The sequence below is a fragment of the Paenibacillus sp. FSL L8-0638 genome (genome assembly GCF_038593075.1).
GTDB classification, from domain to species: domain Bacteria; phylum Bacillota; class Bacilli; order Paenibacillales; family Paenibacillaceae; genus Paenibacillus; species Paenibacillus polymyxa_D.
The window spans coordinates 3,098,508-3,121,332 of sequence record NZ_CP151960.1 but is presented as its reverse complement, the minus strand read 5'-3'; the positions used below and the strand labels follow the sequence as shown (position 1 = coordinate 3,121,332).

At 44.4% G+C, this 22,825-nt stretch carries 24 protein-coding genes and 1 riboswitch; of the genes, 18 read left to right on the top strand and 6 right to left on the bottom strand.

Annotated features, from left to right (window positions below):
• Positions 1–67 precede the first annotated feature (67 nt).
• Both MKY35_RS13545 and MKY35_RS13540 read right to left on the bottom strand, forming a co-directional pair.
• Positions 68–1,129, bottom strand: coding sequence for a hypothetical protein (locus MKY35_RS13545; protein WP_342443976.1), 1,062 nt, complete (start codon positions 1,127–1,129; stop codon positions 68–70).
• 39 nt (positions 1,130–1,168) lie between these two features.
• The gene (locus tag MKY35_RS13540) at positions 1,169–2,347 is read right to left on the bottom strand and encodes a M20 family metallopeptidase (RefSeq protein ID WP_039273268.1); all 1,179 of its coding nucleotides are present in this window, start codon (positions 2,345–2,347) and stop codon (positions 1,169–1,171) included.
• A 148-nt stretch (positions 2,348–2,495) separates the two neighbouring features.
• Here MKY35_RS13540 and MKY35_RS13535 point away from each other — a divergent pair, with 148 nt between their 5' ends.
• The 3 genes from MKY35_RS13535 to MKY35_RS13525 all read left to right on the top strand — a co-directional run bounded on the left by MKY35_RS13535 (position 2,496) and on the right by MKY35_RS13525 (position 5,741).
• Positions 2,496–3,959, top strand: a complete 1,464-nt coding sequence (locus MKY35_RS13535; RefSeq protein WP_322252732.1) for an ABC transporter substrate-binding protein/permease — start codon at positions 2,496–2,498, stop codon at positions 3,957–3,959.
• Entirely contained in the window at positions 3,946–4,668 is a 723-nt protein-coding gene (locus MKY35_RS13530; protein WP_029517461.1) for an amino acid ABC transporter ATP-binding protein, read from the top strand. Before MKY35_RS13535 ends, MKY35_RS13530 begins: the two co-directional genes overlap by 14 nt.
• Positions 4,669–4,898: 230 nt before the next feature.
• Positions 4,899–5,067, top strand: a riboswitch (cyclic di-AMP (ydaO/yuaA leader).
• A 5-nt stretch (positions 5,068–5,072) separates the two neighbouring features.
• Positions 5,073–5,741, top strand: coding sequence for a 3D domain-containing protein (locus MKY35_RS13525; protein WP_342443975.1), 669 nt, complete (start codon positions 5,073–5,075; stop codon positions 5,739–5,741).
• 193 nt (positions 5,742–5,934) lie between these two features.
• Here the strand turns inward: MKY35_RS13525 and MKY35_RS13520 are convergent, their stop codons facing one another.
• The gene (locus MKY35_RS13520; RefSeq protein WP_342443974.1) at positions 5,935–6,741 is read right to left on the bottom strand and encodes a polysaccharide deacetylase family protein; all 807 of its coding nucleotides are present in this window, start codon (positions 6,739–6,741) and stop codon (positions 5,935–5,937) included.
• Positions 6,742–7,046: 305 nt separating this feature from the next.
• On the opposite strand from MKY35_RS13520, the gene MKY35_RS13515 reads away from it, so the two are divergent.
• The 5 genes from MKY35_RS13515 (at position 7,047) to MKY35_RS13495 (ending at position 10,666) form a co-directional block, all read left to right on the top strand.
• Entirely contained in the window at positions 7,047–8,069 is a 1,023-nt protein-coding gene (locus tag MKY35_RS13515; protein WP_039273262.1) for an NADH:flavin oxidoreductase/NADH oxidase, read from the top strand.
• An 88-nt stretch (positions 8,070–8,157) separates the two neighbouring features.
• Complete coding sequence (locus MKY35_RS13510) at positions 8,158–8,826, top strand: PspA/IM30 family protein (RefSeq protein ID WP_010348252.1); 669 nt, start codon at positions 8,158–8,160, stop codon at positions 8,824–8,826.
• A gap of 132 nt (positions 8,827–8,958) precedes the next feature.
• A complete protein-coding gene (locus tag MKY35_RS13505) occupies positions 8,959–9,366 on the top strand; it encodes a DUF350 domain-containing protein (protein ID WP_013310484.1) in 408 nt (135 codons plus the stop codon).
• A gap of 24 nt (positions 9,367–9,390) precedes the next feature.
• Complete coding sequence (locus tag MKY35_RS13500) at positions 9,391–9,897, top strand: DUF4178 domain-containing protein (RefSeq protein ID WP_029517465.1); 507 nt, start codon at positions 9,391–9,393, stop codon at positions 9,895–9,897.
• A 13-nt stretch (positions 9,898–9,910) separates the two neighbouring features.
• Complete coding sequence (locus MKY35_RS13495; RefSeq protein ID WP_209947438.1) at positions 9,911–10,666, top strand: DUF4247 domain-containing protein; 756 nt, start codon at positions 9,911–9,913, stop codon at positions 10,664–10,666.
• Positions 10,667–10,805: 139 nt separating this feature from the next.
• On the opposite strand, the gene MKY35_RS13490 is transcribed toward MKY35_RS13495, so the two are convergent.
• Positions 10,806–11,033, bottom strand: a complete 228-nt coding sequence (locus tag MKY35_RS13490; RefSeq protein WP_013371426.1) for a helix-turn-helix transcriptional regulator — start codon at positions 11,031–11,033, stop codon at positions 10,806–10,808.
• A 267-nt stretch (positions 11,034–11,300) separates the two neighbouring features.
• Here MKY35_RS13490 and MKY35_RS13485 point away from each other — a divergent pair, with 267 nt between their 5' ends.
• The 4 genes from MKY35_RS13485 to MKY35_RS13470 are packed head-to-tail and all read left to right on the top strand — an operon-like array spanning position 11,301 to position 13,357.
• Positions 11,301–12,014, top strand: a complete 714-nt coding sequence (locus tag MKY35_RS13485) for a hypothetical protein (RefSeq protein WP_039273242.1) — start codon at positions 11,301–11,303, stop codon at positions 12,012–12,014.
• On the top strand, positions 11,965–12,513 hold the full coding sequence (locus tag MKY35_RS13480; RefSeq protein WP_342443973.1) for an accessory gene regulator B family protein: 549 nt from the start codon (positions 11,965–11,967) through the stop codon (positions 12,511–12,513). The genes MKY35_RS13485 and MKY35_RS13480 overlap by 50 nt, the downstream gene beginning before the upstream one ends.
• On the top strand, positions 12,486–12,617 hold the full coding sequence (locus MKY35_RS13475) for a hypothetical protein (RefSeq protein ID WP_256026089.1): 132 nt from the start codon (positions 12,486–12,488) through the stop codon (positions 12,615–12,617). Before MKY35_RS13480 ends, MKY35_RS13475 begins: the two co-directional genes overlap by 28 nt.
• Positions 12,618–12,622: 5 nt before the next feature.
• Positions 12,623–13,357 carry a hypothetical protein gene (locus MKY35_RS13470; protein WP_039273238.1) on the top strand — a complete coding sequence of 245 codons (735 nt, stop codon included), beginning with the start codon at positions 12,623–12,625 and terminating at the stop codon, positions 13,355–13,357.
• A gap of 269 nt (positions 13,358–13,626) precedes the next feature.
• Here MKY35_RS13470 and MKY35_RS13465 read toward each other — a convergent pair whose 3' ends face one another.
• Positions 13,627–13,842: a helix-turn-helix transcriptional regulator gene (locus MKY35_RS13465; RefSeq protein ID WP_016820733.1), complete on the bottom strand. Its 216-nt coding sequence runs from the start codon at positions 13,840–13,842 to the stop codon at positions 13,627–13,629.
• An 88-nt stretch (positions 13,843–13,930) separates the two neighbouring features.
• On the opposite strand from MKY35_RS13465, the gene MKY35_RS13460 reads away from it, so the two are divergent.
• The 3 genes from MKY35_RS13460 to mobB all read left to right on the top strand — a co-directional run bounded on the left by MKY35_RS13460 (position 13,931) and on the right by mobB (position 16,188).
• The gene (locus MKY35_RS13460) at positions 13,931–14,170 is read left to right on the top strand and encodes a helix-turn-helix transcriptional regulator (RefSeq protein WP_029517471.1); all 240 of its coding nucleotides are present in this window, start codon (positions 13,931–13,933) and stop codon (positions 14,168–14,170) included.
• 195 nt (positions 14,171–14,365) lie between these two features.
• A complete protein-coding gene (gene glp, locus MKY35_RS13455) occupies positions 14,366–15,643 on the top strand; it encodes a gephyrin-like molybdotransferase Glp (protein ID WP_342443972.1) in 1,278 nt (425 codons plus the stop codon).
• On the top strand, positions 15,640–16,188 hold the full coding sequence (gene mobB, locus MKY35_RS13450) for a molybdopterin-guanine dinucleotide biosynthesis protein B (protein WP_039273233.1): 549 nt from the start codon (positions 15,640–15,642) through the stop codon (positions 16,186–16,188). Before glp ends, mobB begins: the two co-directional genes overlap by 4 nt.
• Before the next feature lie 4 nt (positions 16,189–16,192).
• Here the strand turns inward: mobB and xerS are convergent, their stop codons facing one another.
• A complete protein-coding gene (gene xerS, locus MKY35_RS13445) occupies positions 16,193–17,293 on the bottom strand; it encodes a tyrosine recombinase XerS (protein ID WP_322252725.1) in 1,101 nt (366 codons plus the stop codon).
• 116 nt (positions 17,294–17,409) lie between these two features.
• On the opposite strand from xerS, the gene MKY35_RS13440 reads away from it, so the two are divergent.
• The 3 genes from MKY35_RS13440 (at position 17,410) to MKY35_RS13430 (ending at position 22,780) form a co-directional block, all read left to right on the top strand.
• Positions 17,410–17,919, top strand: coding sequence for a GNAT family N-acetyltransferase (locus tag MKY35_RS13440; protein WP_029517475.1), 510 nt, complete (start codon positions 17,410–17,412; stop codon positions 17,917–17,919).
• A gap of 169 nt (positions 17,920–18,088) precedes the next feature.
• Positions 18,089–19,261 (top strand): M20 family metallopeptidase, encoded by a 1,173-nt coding sequence (locus tag MKY35_RS13435; RefSeq protein ID WP_322252724.1) that lies wholly within the window; start codon positions 18,089–18,091, stop codon positions 19,259–19,261.
• Between the two features lie 447 nt (positions 19,262–19,708).
• The gene (locus tag MKY35_RS13430) at positions 19,709–22,780 is read left to right on the top strand and encodes a X2-like carbohydrate binding domain-containing protein (protein ID WP_342443971.1); all 3,072 of its coding nucleotides are present in this window, start codon (positions 19,709–19,711) and stop codon (positions 22,778–22,780) included.
• Positions 22,781–22,825 lie beyond the last annotated feature (45 nt).

Here is a 22,825-nt window from a genome sequence, read left to right as displayed (position 1 = left end):
TCATATTAATGAAAAAGGGAATCCCTTTAGCCAGTGTTTGGCTGAGGAATTCCCTTTTTTGCTATGATCAGTCGCCCCCGCCACCACAGCTGCTTCCACATGAAGAGCCGCTGCTACACGAAGAATGGCTACCAGAATCGCCTGAATCATGGTGAGAAGAGCCTCCATGATGAGAACTGTCATGGGAGGAATGATGATGCGAGTGATGCGTATCCCAGTTCGAGCAGCCGCTTGCCGAGCTACAACCAGATGAGCTAGCTAATCCGGCATTGCCTGTAGCATCCGGGTGCATGTGTATGGCAAATTGTTCAGGTTGATACCATGAGTACCACACAACAGCTAATAACAAATAGTCGACCTGTAAATAGTTGACCTTAGGCAATTGCTTACCCTCAGGATCATCCACCGCTTTATTCACCCGCTCGCGCAGATGTTGTACAATCTTATGAACCGCTTGTTGGGCTTGCTGTGAAATGGCTATATTCTCCTGAGTATTCCAACGGTTACCTGCTGGAGTTGTGAGTTTGTAATAGTGTGAAAGCTCGTCGTTCGGTAATGGATGATTAAAAAAAGTCCCCCACAAACTGGCGCTATAGCGGTTCCAGCCAAAGCATTCCACATACAACCAATCAAACCACGCACGCTCCTCCGGCATCGGCTGAGAGCCGCCAGAATGGGGCGCATGGTGAAGCATACGACCAAAAAAAGCTTCCGAGAATTGCTGATATTCGCGGGTAAACATCAACATTTCGTGCCATAATTCATCCACATCACTACTGAACATAGGCACACGATTCATAATCGCGCATAGCATAAAATATCGTTTTAGCTCATGCCAACGCCAATCATATTCTTGCTCCGTAATCTCTGGGTGGGCTTCCATTACACGATTCCTTACGCTATGAGCATAGGAGACGGGAATGGATTGCTCCAATAGCTGCATCAGCTCCGTAATCTCTGGATGACGCTCCTGCGTAAGGGAAGAAGGAGAAGGGGAGCTGAGGAAAAAAGCATTCCGGCGCCGTGTTTTTCTGTTTCCCCGGTTCCTGCGTATTGCACGGAATATAAACCAAAAAATGATGAGGTCTATCACAATAAACAACGTCCAAAAGCTACTCATACTATCCATGGCTGGCTACTCCTTTCTGAAATAACACGGAATTAAGATTTAGCGTTCGTTATTCAGCAGAGCGAATTCTTTTTTTATCTGGGCTAGCAGTTCAGGATTCGTGATTACATCGCAAGCAGTCCATGCCAAAGTTCTCGCAGCCAGCAGCATTCCTTCCATGGCTCGGTCCTGCATCGCCAAATCGCGGAATTCTGGTGTATGCAAGGCATGCTTCTCGTCAATAACTTGAATGTAAGGATGGATAGCAGGGCAATGAAGCGATACATTTCCGATATCCATGGAGCCATGATCTTCGCCTTCCGTTATATCTTCTTGCGAAATGCCAGCCTGCACCAAATTTGCGGTAAACGCATCGGAAAGTACACGGTTCGTGACCATTTCATCATAAGAAGTCTCATAATTGGAGGTCTCCAAACGACACCCGGCCTGTAAAGCAGCTCCTTCAGCAATTTGAATAACACGGCGAGTCAGCGGGTTCAGTTCTTGACGTGTAGCGGCCCTTACATAAAATTGGGCTGAGGCGTAATCAGGAATAATATTGGCTGCTTGCCCACCCTGATTAATGATCCCATGGATACGCACTGTACTTTTTACTTGTTGACGGAACGCATTGATGCCATTGAACGTTTGAATCACAGCGTCCAGCGCGTTAATGCCTTCGTGCGGGCTGGCAGCCGCGTGAGCGGATTGACCAAAAAATTCGAATTGTACAGCATCAATCGCCAGCGATTTGCCTGATTTTTCGTAACGATCATAAGGATGCGTCATAAGTGCTATGTCGCAATCATCAAACAAACCGGCAGCGGCCATAGGGACCTTAGCACCACGAGTTTCTTCGGCAGGTGTGCCGTATACCCGTACTTCTCCACCAGTTTCGTCGATGATCGACTTGAGGCCAACGGCAGCACCGGTACTCATCATGCATATCAGATGGTGCCCACAGGCGTGTCCTAAACCTTTCAGAGCGTCATATTCTGCCAGAAAAGCGACAATCGGTCCGGATTTTTCAGCTTTGTAAGTTGCAATAAAGGCTGTTTCTATGCCCAAAACGGGTGCCTGGACCTCAAAACCGTGAAAAATGAGTTCTTCTTTTAAACGGGCAGCGGCCAGAAATTCCTCGTTTCCAAGTTCAGGATTTGCCCCAATATATAACGAAATGTCCTTAAAGCGTGGGGCATGCTGCTCAATTGTCTTTTGAATGGTCTGTTTAAAATCCATGCTGAAAACTCCTTTATATAAGCTGTAATGTAGGTACTGCGCTAGGTATGCTGAAATTGTACTATAACATTCATTGCATAATCATGCATATTCATTTATAATGACACAATCTTATTTATTATAAAGAATTTAAGGAGAGAAAAAAAGATTGAAAAAGGCATATCGTTTTACCGCCCTGGTTTTGACGGCGGTTATCTTGCTGTTGACGGGTCTTCCCATGCTCAATGCATACGGAACGGAAGCAAAGCCACAGAAAAAACTTGTAGTGGGCATGAGTGCCGACTTTCCGCCGTATGAGTTTCATAAAGTTATTAACGGTAAGGATACTATTGTTGGATTCGATGTGGAAATCGCGAAGGAAATCGCCAAAGATTTGGGTGCGGAGATGGTCCCTGAGGACATGAGTTTTGACTCTTTGCTACCTGCTCTGCAAAGTGGTCGCGTAGACTTGGTACTGTCCGGTATGACACCGACGGATGAGCGTAGAAAAAGCATTGATTTTTCAGATGTATATTATCGCTCCAAGCAAGTCATTATGGTACGCCCAGAGGATAAAGACAAATATCCTACGATGGCTGCTTTGAAAGGCGAGAAGATTGGCGCGCAAAAGGGAAGTATTCAGGAAGAAATTGCTCAAAAAGTACCCAATGCCTCTGTAACCTCACTGGACAAAATATCCGATCTGGTACTCCAGCTGCGGACCCAGCGTATCAACGCTGTTGTGATCGAAGATACGGTTGCTAAAGGGTACACGTTAGATGGCACCGTAACACTTGCCAAAGCGGTACCTGAGGATGCCGGAGCAGAAACTGCTGTAGGTATACGTAAGGGGAACGCAGAATTGCTTGCCTCTGTAAATAAAACGTTGGCTCGCCTGAAAGCGGACGGGTCGATTGAAAAGTTTTCTACAGAAGCGAGTGCACTCTCGGCAGATCGACAGGTTTCTTCTAATAACATCGTAGATATTTTTTGGAAATACCGCAGTCTTTACGCTACGGGTATTGGTTACACTCTGTTGCTGTCTGCACTCGGAGTACTGTTTGGATTTATCATTGGTCTGATCGTATCCTTGCTGCGGATGAGTGGTATACGCATCATTGAGTGGTTAGGTACCACATATGTGGAGATCCTGCGTGGCACACCTATGCTGGTGCAGCTCATGATCATTCACTACGGGATTGCTTTGACGCTGGGTGTCAATTTTACTCCACTCCAGTCCGGTATAATCACATTGTCTCTGAATAGCTCGGCATATCTGGCTGAAATTTTCCGTGCAGGTATCCAGGCAGTAGACCGTGGACAGATGGAGGCTGCACGCTCATTGGGTATGGGACGAGGCAAAGCTATGCGTCACGTCATTTTGCCGCAAGCGTTTAAATCTATTTTGCCTGCTATCGGTAATGAGTTTATTACAATTATTAAAGAATCCTCCATTATTTCGACTATTGGTATGGTGGATATTATGTATCAAGCCCAGGTCATTAAGAATATTACCTATGAAGGATTAAGTCCGTTCATAATCACAGCCGCTATTTATTTTGTAATGACATTCAGCTTGTCTAAGCTGCTTGGTTTATGGGAAAGGAAGTTGAGAGCCAGTGATCACCGTTAAACAATTGCGTAAATCGTTCGGCAAGAATGAGATTTTAAAAGGCATTGATATAGATATCGCCAAAGGAGAAGTTGTCGTTATCATCGGTCCCAGCGGTTCGGGGAAGAGTACGTTTTTGCGTTGTATGAATCTGTTAGAACAGCCGACGGATGGGGAGATTTTATTTGAGGGCGAGCCGATTACAGCTCGTGGTCATAATATTAATGTAACCCGGGAAAAAATGGGGATGGTGTTCCAGCATTTTAATCTGTTCCCACACAAAACAGTGTTGCAGAACCTGACGCTTGCACCGACGCAGGTTAGAAAACAGTCAGGTAAGGAAGCGGAAAAAATTGCATTAGAACTCCTGCGTACCGTGGGGCTCGAGGATAAGAAGAATACCTATCCGAACCAGCTATCCGGTGGTCAGAAGCAACGTATTGCGATTGCGCGTGCTTTGGCCATGCAGCCGCACGTAATGCTGTTCGATGAGCCGACTTCTGCATTGGACCCTGAAATGGTTGGAGAGGTTCTGGATGTAATGAAGAAGCTCGCCGAAGGCGGTATGACAATGGTAATTGTAACGCATGAAATGGGCTTTGCCCGCGAGGTAGGCGATCGAATTATCTTTATGGATAACGGTCAAATTGTGGAGCAGGGTGCACCAGACCAGGTATTTGGCACTCCAAGCCATGATCGCACTCGTGATTTTCTTGCCAAAGTATTGTAAGAAAGTGTTGATCTAATCATAAAAGAGCTCTCCGTTGACGGAGGGCTCTTCTTTTTTTGTCACCATTTCCCCATACTTTCGTAACAAATATCGATTTCTTGATGACAAAATTGTAACGAGTGTAGTATGATGTTCAGGGTTCCCAACATTTTCATGCGGATAAGGTTACAAAATTGTGATATTATGCAGTAAGCCAAAACTTACCGGGACAGCATGCGGTTAGACAAGTGCTGAAATGCTGGCCCAAACTATGGGAAGTGCGGGGGACGTAACAACGGCAGCCATTCCGATACGTCATAAGACGATGAGGAATATGCCTAGGGGTGAATTGCACATGCATAGGGCTTCTCCTGAGTCCGAATCCGACAGCTAACTTCGCAGGCATAACAGAGGAGGTACATATTTTGAAACATTTAAAACATATTGGTAAAACGATGAAAATTGCGGTGCTTGCCGCAGCTATTGCAGGGCTGGCACAGACAGCTGGAATAGCGGATGCTGCCTCGCTTCACACTGCCAAAGAGGGCGATACCTTCTTTTTGCTTGCTCAACGTTATGGAGTATCGGTAGACGAGCTAACAAAGGCCAACCCAAACATTGCCTCCAACAATATATATGCAGGTCTGCAAATTAAGGTGCCTGGCGAAAAAAGTGTAAAGGCAGCTTCGGAATCGAAGCCGCAGCTTCTTACGGAGAAAGCAGCAGCGAATGAGGCGCCAACGATTGAAGCTTGGGGTAAAACATTCAACTATAGCAAAATAGTTGACGTTAAGGCTTCAGCGTATTCTGCCGCAGCCGATGAGAATGGTAAATGGGGCGCAGTGGACTACTACGGCAATCCGCTTAAACTAGGTACAATTGCGGTAGATCCTAACGTCATTCCGATGGGCACGAAAGTACTGGTTACAGGCTACTCCCATCCAGGTTTGCCGGATCATTCTTTTGTAGCTGTCGCTCGCGATCAGGGCAGCGCCATTACAGGAAAGCGGATTGATATCTTTATTCCAGGCAACAAATCATTTGTGAACGACTTTGGATTTCAAAATGTGAAGCTGTACGTTATTGATAAATAGCATTGTACGTATATACAGTTTAATTAAACATAATATATATTATGTAAACATAACGCCTATATCCGTATATATCTAGGTCGGACTCTTATCAGGTCCTATCCGTAAAAAGGCTGTCTTGACGAGCAGAATACTTCTGCTGGTAAGACAGCCTTTTTACGTTGCTTTAGCTTGGACCTCAATTATAAACATACTGTTATTTTCGTTCCGATGTGTGGAGTAGCCGGGGGACTGTCACAAATTTGTAGCCCTTAGCTTTTAGAGAGTGAATTAGACCCGGCAAAGCTTGGACAGTGCCTTGCAAGTTGGAACTTTGACCTCCACCAGCGTGCATTAAAATAATAGAGCCAGGCCCTGTAGCTGGAATCACATTTCGCTGAATTTGTGTTTTACTTAGTCCCTTCCAGTCGAGAGAGTCTACATTCCAGTTGACAATCATGTAGCCATGACGACGTGCCCACTTTATTTGAGGCTCTGTAATTTCACCGTAGGGTGGACGAATCAACTTGGGGCGAAAACCTGCGCTGGCTTGTAAAATACGTTCTGTTTTTGTAATCTGGTTGCGAAAGCGTTCTGGTGTAGCCTTCCTAAAATCCGGATGAGTATAGGAATGGTTTCCTATAGCATGGCCTTCACGGATAATACGACGTATAATCCCCGGATGCTTTTCCGCACGGTGACCGACGATGAAAAAGGTGGCTTTGATGCCGTTGGCGTGTAATACGTCCAAAACCTGCGGCGTATACCTAGAATCGGGCACATCATCAAAGGTTAAGGCAATTTGGCGGGTGTGTGGGCCGCACATTTTAAAAATGTCCGCATGTTTTTTACGCAACATTGCTAATGTAGGAGTAGCTCGATCTGTACTCAGATGTACAGAAGAAGCAACAGCTGCTTCTTTGGGATGGGGCGTTCCGATATTGGGAGGCGCATCCGCGTGAACGGGTAAACTTGAAAATGCTAGTAACAGTGCCAAGCATGGCAACACTCCCCTGTACGGCATATGTATCCCCCCTTTTCGTGCAGTGGTACCTAGTGGTGCTCTCGACTATTATGTACCTGTCCTATTAAAAATATGCTGGTTACAAAGTTAGGCTCATAAACGTCTGGAAAGAAGTTCGCGATGAAATGATTATCAATGAAGATGATGGAGCTAAACGTACATATTCTCTTAAACATGACCGAAAACAAGAGCATTTTCGCAAGTTTTAGACTTACAACGGATTCGGTATCCCGTGACAGCTGGTGTATAATGGGGTTGCAATTCATAATTATACAGACATGGAATTGAAGGAAGGAAGGATAAAAGTGACCGACTTGTTTACTCCTTATCAATTAAAGGGGCTTTCTTTAAAAAATCGGATTGTTATGCCCCCGATGTGCCAATTCAGTGTGGAGGCCGAGGATGGAAATCCGACGGATTGGCATCATGTCCATTATGTGAGCCGAGCAGTAGGAGGTACTGGACTTATTATTGTGGAAATGACAGCGGTTCATCCTGATGGACGTATTACGGATCGTGATTTAGGTATTTGGAGTGACGAACATATTCCTGCATATCGTAAGATTGTAGAGGAAGTTCACAAGTATGGTGCCAAAATTGGCATTCAACTAGGCCACGCTGGACGCAAGGCCGAAGATGCTGAGCAACCTGTGGGTCCTTCTTCGATTCCTTTTAGCGAACGCCTTAAAAAGCCGCACGCCTTAAAGACAGCAGAAGTCAGGGAACTGGTTCAGGCATACAAAGAAGGCGCGCGCCGCGCGGTGGAAGCCGGTTTTGATACGGTTGAGATACATGGCGCTCACGGCTATCTGATCCATCAATTTCATTCGCCTTTAACAAATACGAGAGAAGATGAATATGGCCAGGATCTGTCACTGTTCGGTGTTGAGGTCATACATGCTGTTAAAGAGGTTCTTCCTGCTGATATGCCTGTGCTTATGCGGATATCTGCCAAAGAATACGTCGAGGATGGATATAATGTGGAATACATAACAGGTGTAGGGGAACGATATCGTGATGCAGGTGTGGACATTTTCCATATCTCTTCTGGTGGCGAGGGTCCAATTGGTTCTGGCGGAGGGCCGTCTGCGCGTGCTGGCTATCAGGTGGATTTAGCTCATACCGTCCGTGAAAAGCTGAATGTACCTGTAATTGCTGTTGGATTACTGGATGATTATGAGGACGCCCGTCGGGTTGTTCAGCAAAAAGAAGCTGATCTGGTAGCAATAGGCCGCGCCATGCTGCGTGATCCCTATTGGGCGTTGCATGCATCGCGGGAGCTAAAAGTACAGGCCGACATCCCAGAGCCTTACTTGCGCGGCTTTTAGATAATTTTTGAAACCCTCTTTGCAAAGCTTGCGTAAACATGTGTACAGAGCTTAAAATTTAAGCATTCAACTCTAGGAGGAACTTCACATGTCTATTTTCAAACGATTAAGAGATCTTACGATGTCCAACATTAACGCCATTATTGACAAGGCAGAAGATCCAGTTAAAATGACGGACCAATACATTCGTGATATGCAAGAGGACCTGGAAGATGCAGAGAAAGCGGTAGCCGCTCAAATTGCTATTGAAAAGAGATTCAAACAGCAATACGAAGAACAGGCTGCTTTGGTAAAGAAACGCGAAGAACAGGCACATACCGCTGCAAAAGCACAAAATGTAGATCTGGCCCGTCGCGCGCTGGAAGAAAAGAAATCTGCTGAACAAAAAATGAACGAGTTCAAAGCTGGTTACGAACAGAACAAAGCTGCAGCCGATAACCTGCGTGGCAAGCTGGATGAAATGCGCAGACAGCTGACAGAAATGAAAAACAAGCGCGAGACACTGGTTGCCCGTTATAACGCAGCTAAAGCGCAAACTGAAATTAACAAAGCTATGAACGGTTTTAGCTCTGATACGGCAACTGCCGGATTGAAGCGTATGGAGGAAAAAATGCTGCAAGCAGAAGCACGTGCCGAAGCGAGCAACGAAATGTCTTCTAAGGAAAAATCGTTGGATGAGGAGTTCAAAGAGCTGGATAAGAAAAGCGCCGTGGACGATGAGCTTGCCGCTTTGTTGAAGCAATACGAAAATAAATAAGAACATTTAAGCAGTGCCGCCAAGTTTGATTGCTCAGGAAGCGAAGGAGAAACGTTTTCTCCTTCGCTTTTCCCTGCTCGCAGGTGTAAGAACATTATATGAAGGTCAAGAAGATGTGGAGGATGGTATGAAATGCATTTTTTAGAAACGATGAAAGCAATGCTTGTATGGACTGGTGCGGGAGCTATTTTGATCTTCGCATTAATGTATGTCGACTCTTTATTCACGAAGTATAAGGATTTTGCCGAAGTGAAAGCTGGAAATATGGCCGTAACGGTACGAATGATTATGAAGCTGGTTGCACAAGGCTATATTTTGTCAGGCTCTATCGCTACAGCTAATAATTTGCTCGAAGCGCTTGTGTATTCTGTGATCGCTTTTGTCATCCTGCTTGTTTTGGAAGTTATTGTACGTCTGCTGTTGCGGTACTGGGCCCAGTTTGATCTGGATAAAGGTACACAGGAAGGTAAAATTGGTTTCGGCCTGTTTTCAGGAGCGCTGCATCTGGTTGGCGCCTTGATCATTACAGCATGCTTCTAGGCTAAGAAAGGCAGGAATATAACCATGGGTGTTTGGAAACGAATTTCAAATCTATTTGCTAAGCCGGAGCCGCCAAAAGCAGAGAAAAGCATGCTTCACTTAAATCCAGGTGATATCTGTGAAGTTTCGCTTGTCACCTATGAAGTGGTAGGTCGTGTACATAATCGTGCCCGGAATGCCGTTGTTTTGACGCTTCAGGATGGTAATCAAATCAGTTATCTTCATATAGAGGAACGGGAAACACTGCAATTCGGACTATATCAGGCCATCGACGGCAGACTTGACAACCCTGAGGAAGTGCCGACCATTTTAGAGCTGGATGATACAACGTATCATTTGGAGGAGCAATATTCTGGGCAAGTTACCGTCATGGGCCGTGCTCCTTTCCGACAGGGTGGAGAGCAGCATGTTTGGCAGTACCAGTCTGATAATTACCATTTGTTGCGGGTAGAGTGGCAGGACGGTCGCTTTATGCTTTATGAAGGAGAAGAAGTGATTACCGGAGACGTCAAGGTTATTCGGGCAAGCTAGGAGAGGGTTACACATGAGCAAACGCACCTGGCAGTATGCATTAAAGGTCTTTGTGGCGCTGAGCTTGTTCGTATCCGTGTTAAGCGGCTGCGGCTCGCCAAGTGTAAAGGATACGTATCCGCTGGAATCGGTTAGTGGTAGCGGAAATTCAACCTCGTATGTATACCGGGCAGCTGGCAAGACAGTCCCGGAAGTAGCGGAGGAATTGAAAGAACAGCGTACACCGGAACAAATGTCACCGCAGAGCAATGAGCGGATGTTTCTGGTATATAGCGATGAGTGGTACCATTTGCAGCAAGATCCAGCTAAGAAGGAAGATACACTCATTGAGATTGACAGTAAAAAGTATGTAGAACAAAATTACAGTTCAAGCTTTCTAAAAGGATACTTAACCGCAACTGTGCTGGATGCTCTGTTTGATTCCTTACGTGGTTCAGGCTCCTATCGGGGCTACTCCAGCAGAGATGTATACCGACCTTCTCAGGGCCAATATCGTGCTCCTACAGTGCAGGAGAAAAAGGCGATTCCGCCGATTACGGTGGAGCGGAAAGGTTCGGTTACCCGTAGAGGGAAGAACTCGGATTCTAGCGTTGGGTCAAGCGGAAGTTTGTTCGACAGAGGGTCCAGCAGTTCACCGAGCAGAGGCTCGATTTCACGTGACCGGAGCGACAGCGGCGGTTCCAGCATATTTGATTCGCCGCGTAAATCTTATAGTAAGCCCAAAACACGTAGCGGTTCAGGTAAAATCAGCCGACGAAGTCGACGATAGTGGGTAAAACTTTATTTTCTTCTAAAGTTGTTTGCGGAACTGTGGAGCTGTTGCACAGTTCCTTTTTTGTAGTTTGATATAACCTAAAGTGAATTGAACGGTGCTCCATTGCTTCGATTTTATTGCCGTCTACTTTGACCTACACTTGATCAGAGCTTATGTGTTCAATACCATCGTCTTCAATAATGTTGCTTTTTTTGATATGGAGATGACGAGCTATCTTTTCTATAGCACCCATCCGTGGTTCAGAAAGTCCGCTCTCCCAAGCTGAAATTGCTTTATTGGTAACCCCAGCGATCTCAGCAAGCTCTTGTTGAGTCAAATGATATTTTATACGTAATTTTTTAAAATTGTCACTTAAAGCCACTATAATCCCTCCACCCCAAATTAAGTAGATTATAACCTTGATATCGAAAAAAAACCAACATAATACATTAGCAAAAGCAACGTCGCTCACTTGGGGGTGACTTTTTTTGTTAGTGTAAATGGGTGTCGAGTTTGAAGAAGAAAGCCAGGGGAAGAAAATTTCACCGCATGTTTATACAAAAAAATCCAATTTACTAGATTATTTCATTGCCACATCTATTAGTAAAATATACAATTACATCAGGCGAAATAGGAGGATGGTGTAACTGTGTTATCTGCTTTTTTATATATTTTACTTGGTTTTTTCGATGCTTTAGCGGCAGTTACTTTGGTCTTGAAGATTTATATGCTCCCCGTGTGGGAAAATCGAAGAAAAATACTTCTCTATGCAATTGGCATAACTTTGTTTTCCTTTCTCATGAGAGAAGTAATAGGCATGCCTAAATTAGATTTTCCGCTTCAGTATTTGTTAATGGTTCTCTTTTTAAGATTTGGTTTAGGGATCAAAACATATCTTGCGGCTTTTTCTGCTGGTGCCGGTCTTACAGCTTACATTAACCTACAGCTATTTGTATATATATTTGCAAACTTTTTCGGAGTAGCACAACCAGGTGTTATAAGTGATACAGCTGGCTCTTCTATATACGTTATACAGTTGTCTTCCATCCTTACTGCGTACTTTATTTCTTTTGTGATGGGGAAATATAACTTTGGATTCTCATTTATCATTCAACCCCCACATGATTTTTTGAAAGGTGAAAATTACCTAGCATCTCTAAATAAAATGTTCATTATAGGGTCCCTAATATCATTTGTCACTATTTTTGTTACTTTGTATATGCTCTATAACTCCAATACGATAGGATTACTTTCCATCTCATTACTAACTTTTGGAATATCGTACTTCTTATCAGAGAAAGGAGATTACGAGGATGCTAGAAACGCTATCGAGGCACATCGCATCAGAAATAAAGAAAGCTGATCCTGATGGACCCACAAGTGTTGAAGTGATGGAGTATGCGATTGGTATAAAAATTACCGAAATTTCAGCAGTGCTCATGGTCGCAGTTATAGGATGGATAACAGGACATTTTTGGGGGGCATTACTAGCTCTGGCTACGATCATGTTTGTAAGGAGATTTTCAGGAGGGGTACACTTCAGCAACCTTACACTTTGTGTCTTCTTTACAACGGCCATATGTGTAACTATACCTCTCGTCTCTTTAAGTTTAGCAACGATTTTGATAATTAACGCTAGTTCATTATTAGTGTTTGTACTATATGCTCCCAATCATTTTATCTATATTAATAAGACCAAACATCACAAATATTATAAAACGATATGTATTTTGGTTTGCATATTAAATTTTTTTATACAATCTCACATAATATGTTTAGCTTTAATTATACAAGCATTCAGTATTCTTCCTTTATGGAAAGGAGGTGAGCGAAAATGGATAAGAAATTGGCGAGAGCTTTAAGTATAAGCCTTGGTAAATACGCTAACGAGTCTACGAAAAAAGAAAAAACAATTTTTGGCGCTAAACCTGTACCAGCTGAGCTGAAGAAAACAGAAAAGAACTGAATTTAATGGAAGAGGGAAAGCGAATCCTAGCCACTCCATTGCTTGATGACAATTCACTTGGAGATTGCTCTTTTTTTTGTGAGAATCACCTAGTTGCGATTGAATTGTGGAAGCCTAAAAGCAATTATCACATTCCGCTTTTTCATACTTCTCATGGAAGATTTACAGTTCCCACCACCCTCCATGAATGTTCCGTAGGCTTACCCACTTTTTGCAATTTGGACGGATCTAATTTGGTTAACATCACACAAGTGGACAAGATCATTACGGGAGATTATGGAGGGGGGCAGGTTGTTTTTAAAAATCATGATATTAAGGAAAGTATAAATTCAGCAAATTTATCTCGGTGGAAACAAATATATGCAGATGCAATGAATGCCGATAGAGAAATTCGTTATATTTTCGGATCGGAAATTAAGGTAGTGGGTAAGGCAGCAGTAAGCGGTTTTTTTAAGGTAATGAATATGCATAGTGTGGATATGTGGGAACCTAAAAAAAATTATTATGTCCCGCGTTTCAACTCTGGAGATCGTTCTTATACAATCGGGCTAACCGCACAGGCTTGCAGGGAAGCTTTTCCGTATCTATATCCAGCTTATAAAGATACCCTGATAAATCTCGACTTGGTTTGTGAAATTGAGTCTAACGCATTTGGAGGGCTGGTACGATTCGAAGGATCTGACTTCACTTGCTCGATGTCTCATAATAAACTTAAAGCGCTTAAAAAACTGTGGAAATGACCCATGAAAATTCAGGGGTCATTTTTGTTACCAGATTTAAATGAATAAGTCAATAATCAGTTAGACTAGGATAAGCCGGACGAGTTCGATTTAATTCGACATATTTCCCGTTTTTAATCATTTTCCATGTGATAAAATTGATTATGAAAAAAATAACAATCTTTTAAATAAAGGTGAAAACAATCTACATATAAGAAAAGGAGGGTGAAAGCGGGATATATATTGTAAATGCCGGCATGTACAAATGCCCCGAAGGAAATGCCTGTTTGTCAGGCAAGTTCCCACTCATATAAGTCCTCAGCTTTACACTCCAATATCCTAGAAATGAGGACTGCCGCCTCGAATGACATTTTGTCACGTCCCGCGATCCAGTTGGATATTTGTTGCCGCGAATATCCAGTTCGTCGGGCGAGCCATGATTGAGTGCGTCCATGAGATTTGAGTTCCTCTTTCAAAAGGCATTTCCCCCGAGTAAGTTTTTGCACCTTACTTGCTCCTAACAGGGGAAAAGTGTTTCGTTCAGAGTATACAGGTAAATTACTTTTTTATCAATTATATTGTGGAGTTGATTGGATGGTTGCAGATAAAAATGAAAATGTAACTTGCACTAGCTTTTATACAATAAAGATGGCACGACTCGCTTCAGGATATAGTGAGTTAATAGCTTGCAATATACTTGGTATGTCAATGAATGAATTAAAACATATAGAGGAAGATTCATCCGATTTAACAATAGCTCGAGCACAGCAAATGTCCTCGTTATATGAGGTTTCAATAGATTCAATCTATTTCGGAAAAATTAATATAAACTAATAAAATAGAGAAATGACCGGATGATACGCAAAATTAAAAACTGAAATCTACCAAAAACAGCCGCGATATGATATCCAGGCTGTTTTTTGGCGGATAAAGACTTGGAGCAATTCAATAAATACCGTTTGGATTTGCCAGATAACGGTTTTAGCGTTATAACAGAAAGAGGGCATTTAAGAAGAACGGAGTGAAAATATGAATCATACATCATTAAACGCAGAAAAATTCCAGCGTAAAGCAGTTCAGGTGGAAGAGGCACAAAGCAGGATAGCTAGTCATGTTAAACAGGGTGAAAGGGAGGACGTAGGGCTCGAGCAAGCACATGGCCGCTATCTGGCGATGGATTTGACTGCGCCACATCCGTATCCCCGCTTTCGTCGTTCTGGTATGGACGGCTATGCGATCCAAGCCTCGGACACTGAAGTCTGTTCGACCGGTCAGGAAATCTGGCTACACGTGATTGATGAAATTCCTTGTGGCACTGTATCGGACAAGCGGGTGGAGACGGGAATGGCAGCCCGCATCATGACAGGAGCACAACTACCTGAAGGAGCGGACACGGTGGTTATGCTGGAGGCGACACAGCTGCGTGAGGAAAATGGACAGACATATGTTGGCTTGAAGAAGCGTATGGAAGTTGGCAAAAATGTGACACAAATTGGTCATGAGATTAAGGAAGGTCAGCTTTTGCTCAGTAAGGGAACTTGCGTGGGAGCGGGGCATGTCTCAGTACTGGCTACTTTTGGTGTACATCGGGTGCCTGTTTACAGGAAGCCAAGGGTGGCTGTCTTTTCCACAGGGTCAGAATTGCTCGCAGTGGATGAGCCGTTACAACCGGGGAAAATTCGAAACAGTAATACATATATGCTGGCTTCTCAAATCAGAGAGGCAGGAGGAGAGCCGTTCATTTTACAAGCCATTCATGATGATTTGAGTCTTGCCCGTACCTCTGTACGTGAAGCCATAGCTGCCTATGATATCGTGGTCACGAGTGGAGGAGTATCGGTGGGGGATTTTGATATTATGGGTGACCTGGTACGACAGGAAGATGTGAATATGCTGTTCAACAAAGTTACGATGCGTCCAGGAAGTGTGACCACAGCCGCAGTGATTGACGGCAAGATGTTATTTGCGCTTTCAGGCAACCCCGGTGCGTGCTTTGTAGGCTGTGAGCTGTTTGTACGGCCGACGATCCAAATGATGTTATCTTCGGCACATCCATATTTACAAACCTGGACGGCGAAGTTAGGCGCAGATTATACGAAGGTAAACAACTATACACGCTTTGTACGCAGCTCTTTGGAGATACGTGGTGGGCAAGTATACGCGATTCCTGCGCGAGCAGATGAATCTAGTGTCATGGTGACCATTAAGGACAGCGACTGTCTGATCGTGATTCCTCCTACAACAGAAGGATTACGCAAAGGTGAAGAGGTGCGAGTACTGGTATTACAAGGTGGACAGGTAACGTGAATACGAAACATCCATTTGTATGTCAAATCGTCGGATTCAAAAATACGGGGAAAACGACCTTTCTCGGAGGGTTAATTCGTTATGTGCAGAAGTCAGGTCTACGCGTAGCAGTGATCAAGCATGATGGACATGAATTTGAAATGGATCATGAGGGTACTGATACGTACAAGCACCGACAGGCGGGTGCTGAAGGCGTAGCTATTGTTTCGGCTGGAAGAACAGCTATTTTAGAGGAGAATAGTCAGCCTGTCACCAGTCTGATACGGCATTTTCAGGCCTATGATTGTGTGTTGCTGGAAGGCTTCAAGCAGGAGGATTATCCAAAGCTGGTCATGGTGAAGGAACAATCGGATGCTCAGCTTACCGTTAAGCTGACAAATGTACAGGGGGTAGCGGTTTGGGAGCATCAAATGGATTGGGCTCAACGTCACTACTCAGATGAAATGATACAAATATTTCCTGCTGAGGCCAACGGACCCGCAGGCCGCTGGCTACTCGAACAGATTCAAAAGCAGATAGAAGGAATGAGGAACAAGCAGGGGTGAGACATCAATCGGCTGGGTCGGTTAGAGTCTCTACCCGCCGTTCGATCGCCTGGGACATGGTTTTGTCAGTCAGGTGGGCATACACTTCTGTTGTTTCTGTCGAAGCGTGTCCCAGTTGTTCCTTTGTTTTGTAAATATCATTTTGTAAATAATAATCAGTAGCAAAGGAATGACGAAGCTTATGCACGGTAAGGTAAGGCTTACCGAAACGCTTGGCGTACTTGATGATCATTGCCTGAATCGCTCTTTTGGTCATCCGTTTGCCTTCTGTACTCCCGTTAGGACGTGTGACAAAGAGAGCCTTTTCTTTTTTTGGAGCGCGGTAACGGGTATGTCTCAGGGACAAATAAAGTACGAGATCATCTTTGGATTGCTCGCGGAAATAAACCGGCGTTTTAAAGGTTTCGTCGTTATTGCCTTTGCGATACACATATAATAATTTATTGTTTATGTCTAAATCATCCAGATTCAGATTGACGATTTCAGATACGCGCAGGCCTGAGTTCAAAATGAGGCTGGCGATGCAGGCATCCCGTTCCTTATTTAGTTCATAGGAGTATAGCGCCTGCTTATTATCGGCCAAATCCTGACCATAGCCTTCATAAATATAACCGATGAATTCAAGCAATTCTTCCTCTTCCAGTATTTTACCTTTAAGCTTGGCCGCCGTATCCTTGGGTTTATGTATACGCTTGATTTCGACCTTGGCCATAATGTTGCGTTTGAGCAATGGATAAAAATTTTCATCTTCAGCGATCTGACTTAAATAATGAAAAAGCGAACGCAGAGACGATAGCTTACGTGAAATGGTTATACGGGAGTTGGAGCCTTCGAGCTTAGTAGACAGAAATAATCGAAAGCCTGTAATACTGTCCATGTGAAGTGTCTCCAACTCTTCAAGTGTAACTTGGGCATTCGTTTCTCCGGCAGACAAGCCTTCCGAGCGAAGCCATGAAAAGAAAGCTTCGTAATCCCGCACATATTCTAGTAGTGTGGAAGGGGACAGGTCGGGCAGCTTATAATCCATAAATTGCTGCACGTACCATGGTAATCCCGGCATTTTTTCATCTAGTTTGCGCCGGTCGATGATCTTTTGTATATTCATTGGGTTCCACCTCGTCCGGTCATAATATATATGTATTTTAGCATATTTTGAACAGCACTGGATGGGATGTAATTCGAAGTTAAAGAATGGATTGAACCGCCAAGAGAGGTGAAAGTATGGGGTATAATATCAAATCGGAACTGAAGCTGTCTATTAAGAGTGTACCGGAGTCGCAAAAGGACATTATTGTACAGCTCATGCAATTTTATTTGTACGATTTTACAGCCTATCTTCGAATTGATGTCACTGAGAAGGGGACATTCCCGGCTTATCCAGACTTGTATCAATATTGGACGAGCGGCGAACAGAAGTTGCCTTTTCTGATTTGGAGACAGGATGTTCCTGTGGGCTTTGCACTCGTTGACCGAATGTCCAGCAATCGAGAAGCTGACTACTACATGGCTGAGTTCTTTGTACTTCGTCCTTATCGGCATAATGGGGTTGGGACTTGGGCGGCTCATGAGCTGTTTGGACGTTTTAACGGACGTTGGAAGGTGACCCAGATGAGTACGAATAGGCCGGCACAATCCTTTTGGCGTAAGGTGATTGGAAGCTATACGAAAGGTGAGTACAGGGAACAGACACATCCCGTAAGAGGAAACATTAGTCAGTTTTTCAATACCTGAAAAATTCTAAATAGATAAGTTAGTAATGAAAAAGAGTTGGGGAGAGTATCCTATCGGCTCTTTTTTGTTGTAAATTCAAGTCTTCTATGATAAGAGAGCTACATTCTACAGGCTGTTCATGGTAAGATAAGGATAGAAGCATATAAATTCAATAGGAAAAGAGGGTATTATGCTAGAAAAATGGGTTCAGGAATTAAAAGATGGTGAACAAGAGCTGATTGCGTGGAGAAGACATCTACATCAGCATCCCGAGCTTTCTTTTGAAGAAACGAATACATCTGCTTTTATCGCCGATCAATTGCGCTCTTTTGGTATTGAGGTAAGAACGAATGTGGGTGGAAACGGTGTGCTCGGGTTTTTAGAAGGCGGTCAGCCAGGTAGAACGATTGCATTTCGTGCTGATTTTGATGCACTTCCTATTCAGGATGAAAAGGAAGTGCCTTATAAATCGACCGTTCCGGGTGTTATGCATGCCTGCGGGCATGATGGTCACACGGCTGCTTTACTTGGAGTGGCACGCGTATTGAGCCATAACCGTGGGACGCTGAAGGGAAAGCTTGTGTTTATTTTTCAACATGCAGAAGAAAAACCGCCTGGCGGAGCCAAGTTTATGATTGAGGATGGTTGTCTGGATGGGGTAGAGGCGGTGTATGGTATTCACCTCGCATCTGAAATTCCTTTTGGTAAAATTGGATTAAAGAGTGGGCCCGCGATGGCGGCTGTCGATGCGTTTACGATCCAGATCAACGGTAAAGGTGGGCATGGCGCACGACCGCATCAGACGGTGGACTCTATTGTTATCGGCAGTCAAATTGTGAACGGGTTGCAGCAGGTGGTTAGTCGTAGGGTGGACCCTATTGAATCAGCAGTGTTAACGATTGGGGTGTTTCAAGCTGGAACTGCCTTTAATGTGATTGCAGATAAGGCCAAAATTGAAGGGACTGTACGTACGTTTAATAAAGAAGTGCGTAAGGAAGTCGAGAATGAAATTCGCAGTATCGTCAAGGGGTTGACTGAGGCTTATCATGCCGGATACGAAATGGACTATTTGAATGGCTATCCTTCTTTGGTGAATGCCGAAGCCGAAACGGAGCGTGTACGCGAGCTCATCGGCAGACTGTATGGAGCAGACGCTTTTTTGGATTTGAAGCCAGTCATGGGAGCAGAGGATTTTGCTTATTATTTGGAGCAACGACCAGGAGCCTTCATTCATGTAGGTGCCCGTAATGAGGATGAACGAACGCATTTTGCTCATCACCATCCTCACTTTGATTTTGATGAGCGGGCATTGCTCGTCTCAGGGCATATTTTTTTAGCTCTGGCGCTTGAATACTTGCAATAATATACATATGTTTATGACTAAAGCCAGTATTAACGGAAGTAACGGAAGCTTGAACCGCGCATAGCGCGGTTTTTTGTTGTAAATTCAAGTATTTTGACACCTATAAAGAATGAAAATGAAGTGATTAATTCACTATATGAAAAATTCATAATAGAAATAAATAAAAGGTGTTAACTCTGAAGAAAGTCTAAACCTCATACTATAAGCTGCGGAGCAGGAGATAATATCGCATGATCTTGATTTTTCGCACAAGGAAATGAGAAAAAGATGACGAATCTATTGAGCAAGACAACAATGTAAGCGCTAACAAAGCGAGTGTTGCACCATATTTATTGGGATGAATGGGGGGGAGCCTAAGAGAACATTTGTCAGAATTGTGAGAAGCAACGATAACGATAGGAACGAATTTGTATATTCAAATGATTATGAAGAAGGAGGTTGAATTCATTGACTAAGGCAAAAAACAGGTTGAAAATTGCTTGTTTGGCGCTTGTGGTAGCGGGTGCTTCCTGGACAGGAATGATAGCGCCGGCCCATGCTGCTCCAAGTGACGAATACAGTTGGAAAAGTGTCGTTACGGGTGGAGGTGGTGGTTTTGTACCTGGCATTATTTTTAATGAAACGGAAAAAGACCTGATCTATGCACGTACAGATATTGGAGGGGCTTACCGCTGGAATGCTGCCAATGAGAGCTGGATTCCGCTGACGGATTCTGTGGGCTGGGAGGATTGGAACAAAAATGGTGTCGATGCACTAGCGACTGATCCTGTTGATCCAAATCGTGTATATATAGCTACAGGTACGTATACTAATTCATGGGATAAACAAAACGGGCAAATTATGCGTTCCATCGACAGGGGCAATACGTGGCAGACGACCAAGCTTCCTTTTAAGGTGGGGGGCAATATGCCGGGGCGCTCGATGGGGGAACGTCTGACGATTGATCCAAATAGGAATAATATTTTGTTCTTTGGAGCTCGAAGTGGTAATGGACTATGGAAAAGCTCTGATTTCGGAGTAACTTGGAGCAAGGTGAGCAGTTTCCCCAATCCAGGGACGTATGTACAGGACCCTTCCAATGAATATACCAGCGATATTGTCGGTTTAGCCTGGATCACTTTTGACAAAAAAACAGGCTCTTCCAGTAAAGCAACGCAGACGATCTATGTAGGTGTAGCAGATAAAAAGCAAAGTGTCTATCGCAGTACAGATGGCGGGACAACCTGGTCTGCTATAGCGGGACAGCCTACGGGCTATTTGCCACATCACGGTGTGTTATCACCGGACGGCAATCTGTATATTTCTTATAGCGATGGAGCAGGTCCATATGATGGATCAAAGGGTGAACTGTGGAAATTGAATACAGCCAGCGGGCAGTGGACTAACATTAGCCCCATAGGCAGCAGTAGCGCGGACAATCATTTTGGATATGGTGGACTGACGGTGGATGCCCAGAAGCCAGGTACACTTATGGTTGCTACGTTGAATGCATGGTGGCCAGATGAAACGATTTATCGCAGCACTGACAGTGGGGCAACCTGGAGTCCTATTTGGGAATTTGATGGTTATCCGTCTCGCAAGCTGAAATATAATCTGGATATAAGCGGTGCGCCTTGGCTGACTTTCAATGCCAACCCGGCTCCACCGGAAGTATCGCCCAAGCTGGGGTGGATGATCGGTGATCTGGAGATAGATCCATTTAATTCAGACCATATGTTGTACGGCACCGGAGCTACGATTTATGGCTCTAAAAATCTAACCAATTGGGATAAAGGCGGAAAGCTGGATATTTCAGTAGCCGCTAAAGGGGTAGAGGAAACGGCGATTTTGGACCTGGTGAGCCCTCCAACCGGTGCGCCTTTGGTGAGCGCAGTAGGTGATGTCTCTGGATTCAGACATGACGATTTATTCAAGGCTCCAGCTAAAATGCTGGATAATCCGACCTTTACAAGCAGCGAAAGCATTGATTATGCCGAACTGAACCCTTCCTTTATGGCCCGGGTAGGTAAAGCAGATTACAAAAAAGATCCAAATGCCAAATCCATCGGTTTTTCCAATGATGGCGGAGCCAACTGGTATAAAGCAAATAGCGAGCCTTCAGGTACAGCAGGAGGAGGCAGTATCGCCGTAGCGGCTGATGGTAATGGCTTGCTGTGGAGTACATCAGACAAAGGTGTGTTTTACTCCAAAACTGGTGGCAACTCATGGACAGCAAGCACAGGGATTCCAGCGAATGCAAAGATCGTCTCTGACCGAGTGAACCCTAATAAATATTACGCATTTGCCTCCGGGAAAATATATGTGAGCACCAATGGTGGCGTATCCTTTACGCCTTCAGCGGTAACTGGCTTACCGACAGCAGGCAATGCTGATATTGATGCTGTACGAGGAGCAGAAGGAGATGTGTGGTTCGCCGGAGGCTCCGAGGATGGGGGGCCATATGGTTTATGGCATTCCAAGGATTCCGGCGCTACGTTCACCAAGCTCTCTAATGTGCAGGAAGCGGATTTTGTAGGCTTTGGTAAGGCAGCGCCGAACCGCACGAATGCAGCGGTATTTATCGTTGGTAAAATGGATGGTACACGTGGATTTTACCGATCGGACGATGCTGGTGCAAACTGGGCGCGCATTAATGATGACAAACATCAATATGCTCGAGTGACCAAAATTATTGGGGACCCACGGGTTTATGGACGTGCTTATCTGGGAACGAATGGCCGCGGCATTCTGGTGGCAGATCGTGTGGGTGGTGATCAGCCATCTACCGGGCAAGCAAGTATTACACCAACGACTGCAACCTATGGAGTGAATAATAGCAATACGGATATTACTGTCAAGCTAACACTTAACGGCAATACGCTAGAAGCGATCAAGCAGGGGAGTGTGGTGTTGAACAAAGGTGAAGATTATACGCTTAGTGAGGAAACAGTCGTTCTTACCAACAAGTATTTATCTAAACTTCCTAAAGGAGAGACAGCACTAAACTTCCATTTTAGTACAGGCAATGATGCGTTGTTTACGATTACGGTGAAAGGGGATACGCCAAGTGAGCCGGGAACAGGCGAGGGCGTTCTGAAGGTGCAAACCTTCAATGGGAATGTATCCACCACAAGTAATACAATCAGTTCCAAATTTAAAATAACCAATACGGGAACCTCATCCATTTCCCTAGCAGATGTGACATTGCGTTATTATTACACCATTAACGGGGAGAAAACACAAAATTTCTTCACGGATTGGTCGAGCGTCGGTACAGGGAATGTGATTGCTAGCTTCAAAACATTATCCAATGCGAAGCCAGGGGCAGACTCTTATGCAGAAATTGGGTTTAAATCGGCTGCGGGTTCTTTAGAGCCTGGTCAAAGTGTGGATTTGCAAACCCGGATATCCAAAGAGGACTGGAGCAGTTACACACAGACCGATGATTATTCATTTAATCCTACAGCAAACAGTTTACAAGATTCTGCTAAAATAACCGCTTATCTGTCTGGAAGCAAGCAATGGGGAATTGAGCCCTAAACCTTAATAAGGATAATCCTAAGTCAGCCACTCTAATGAGTGAGC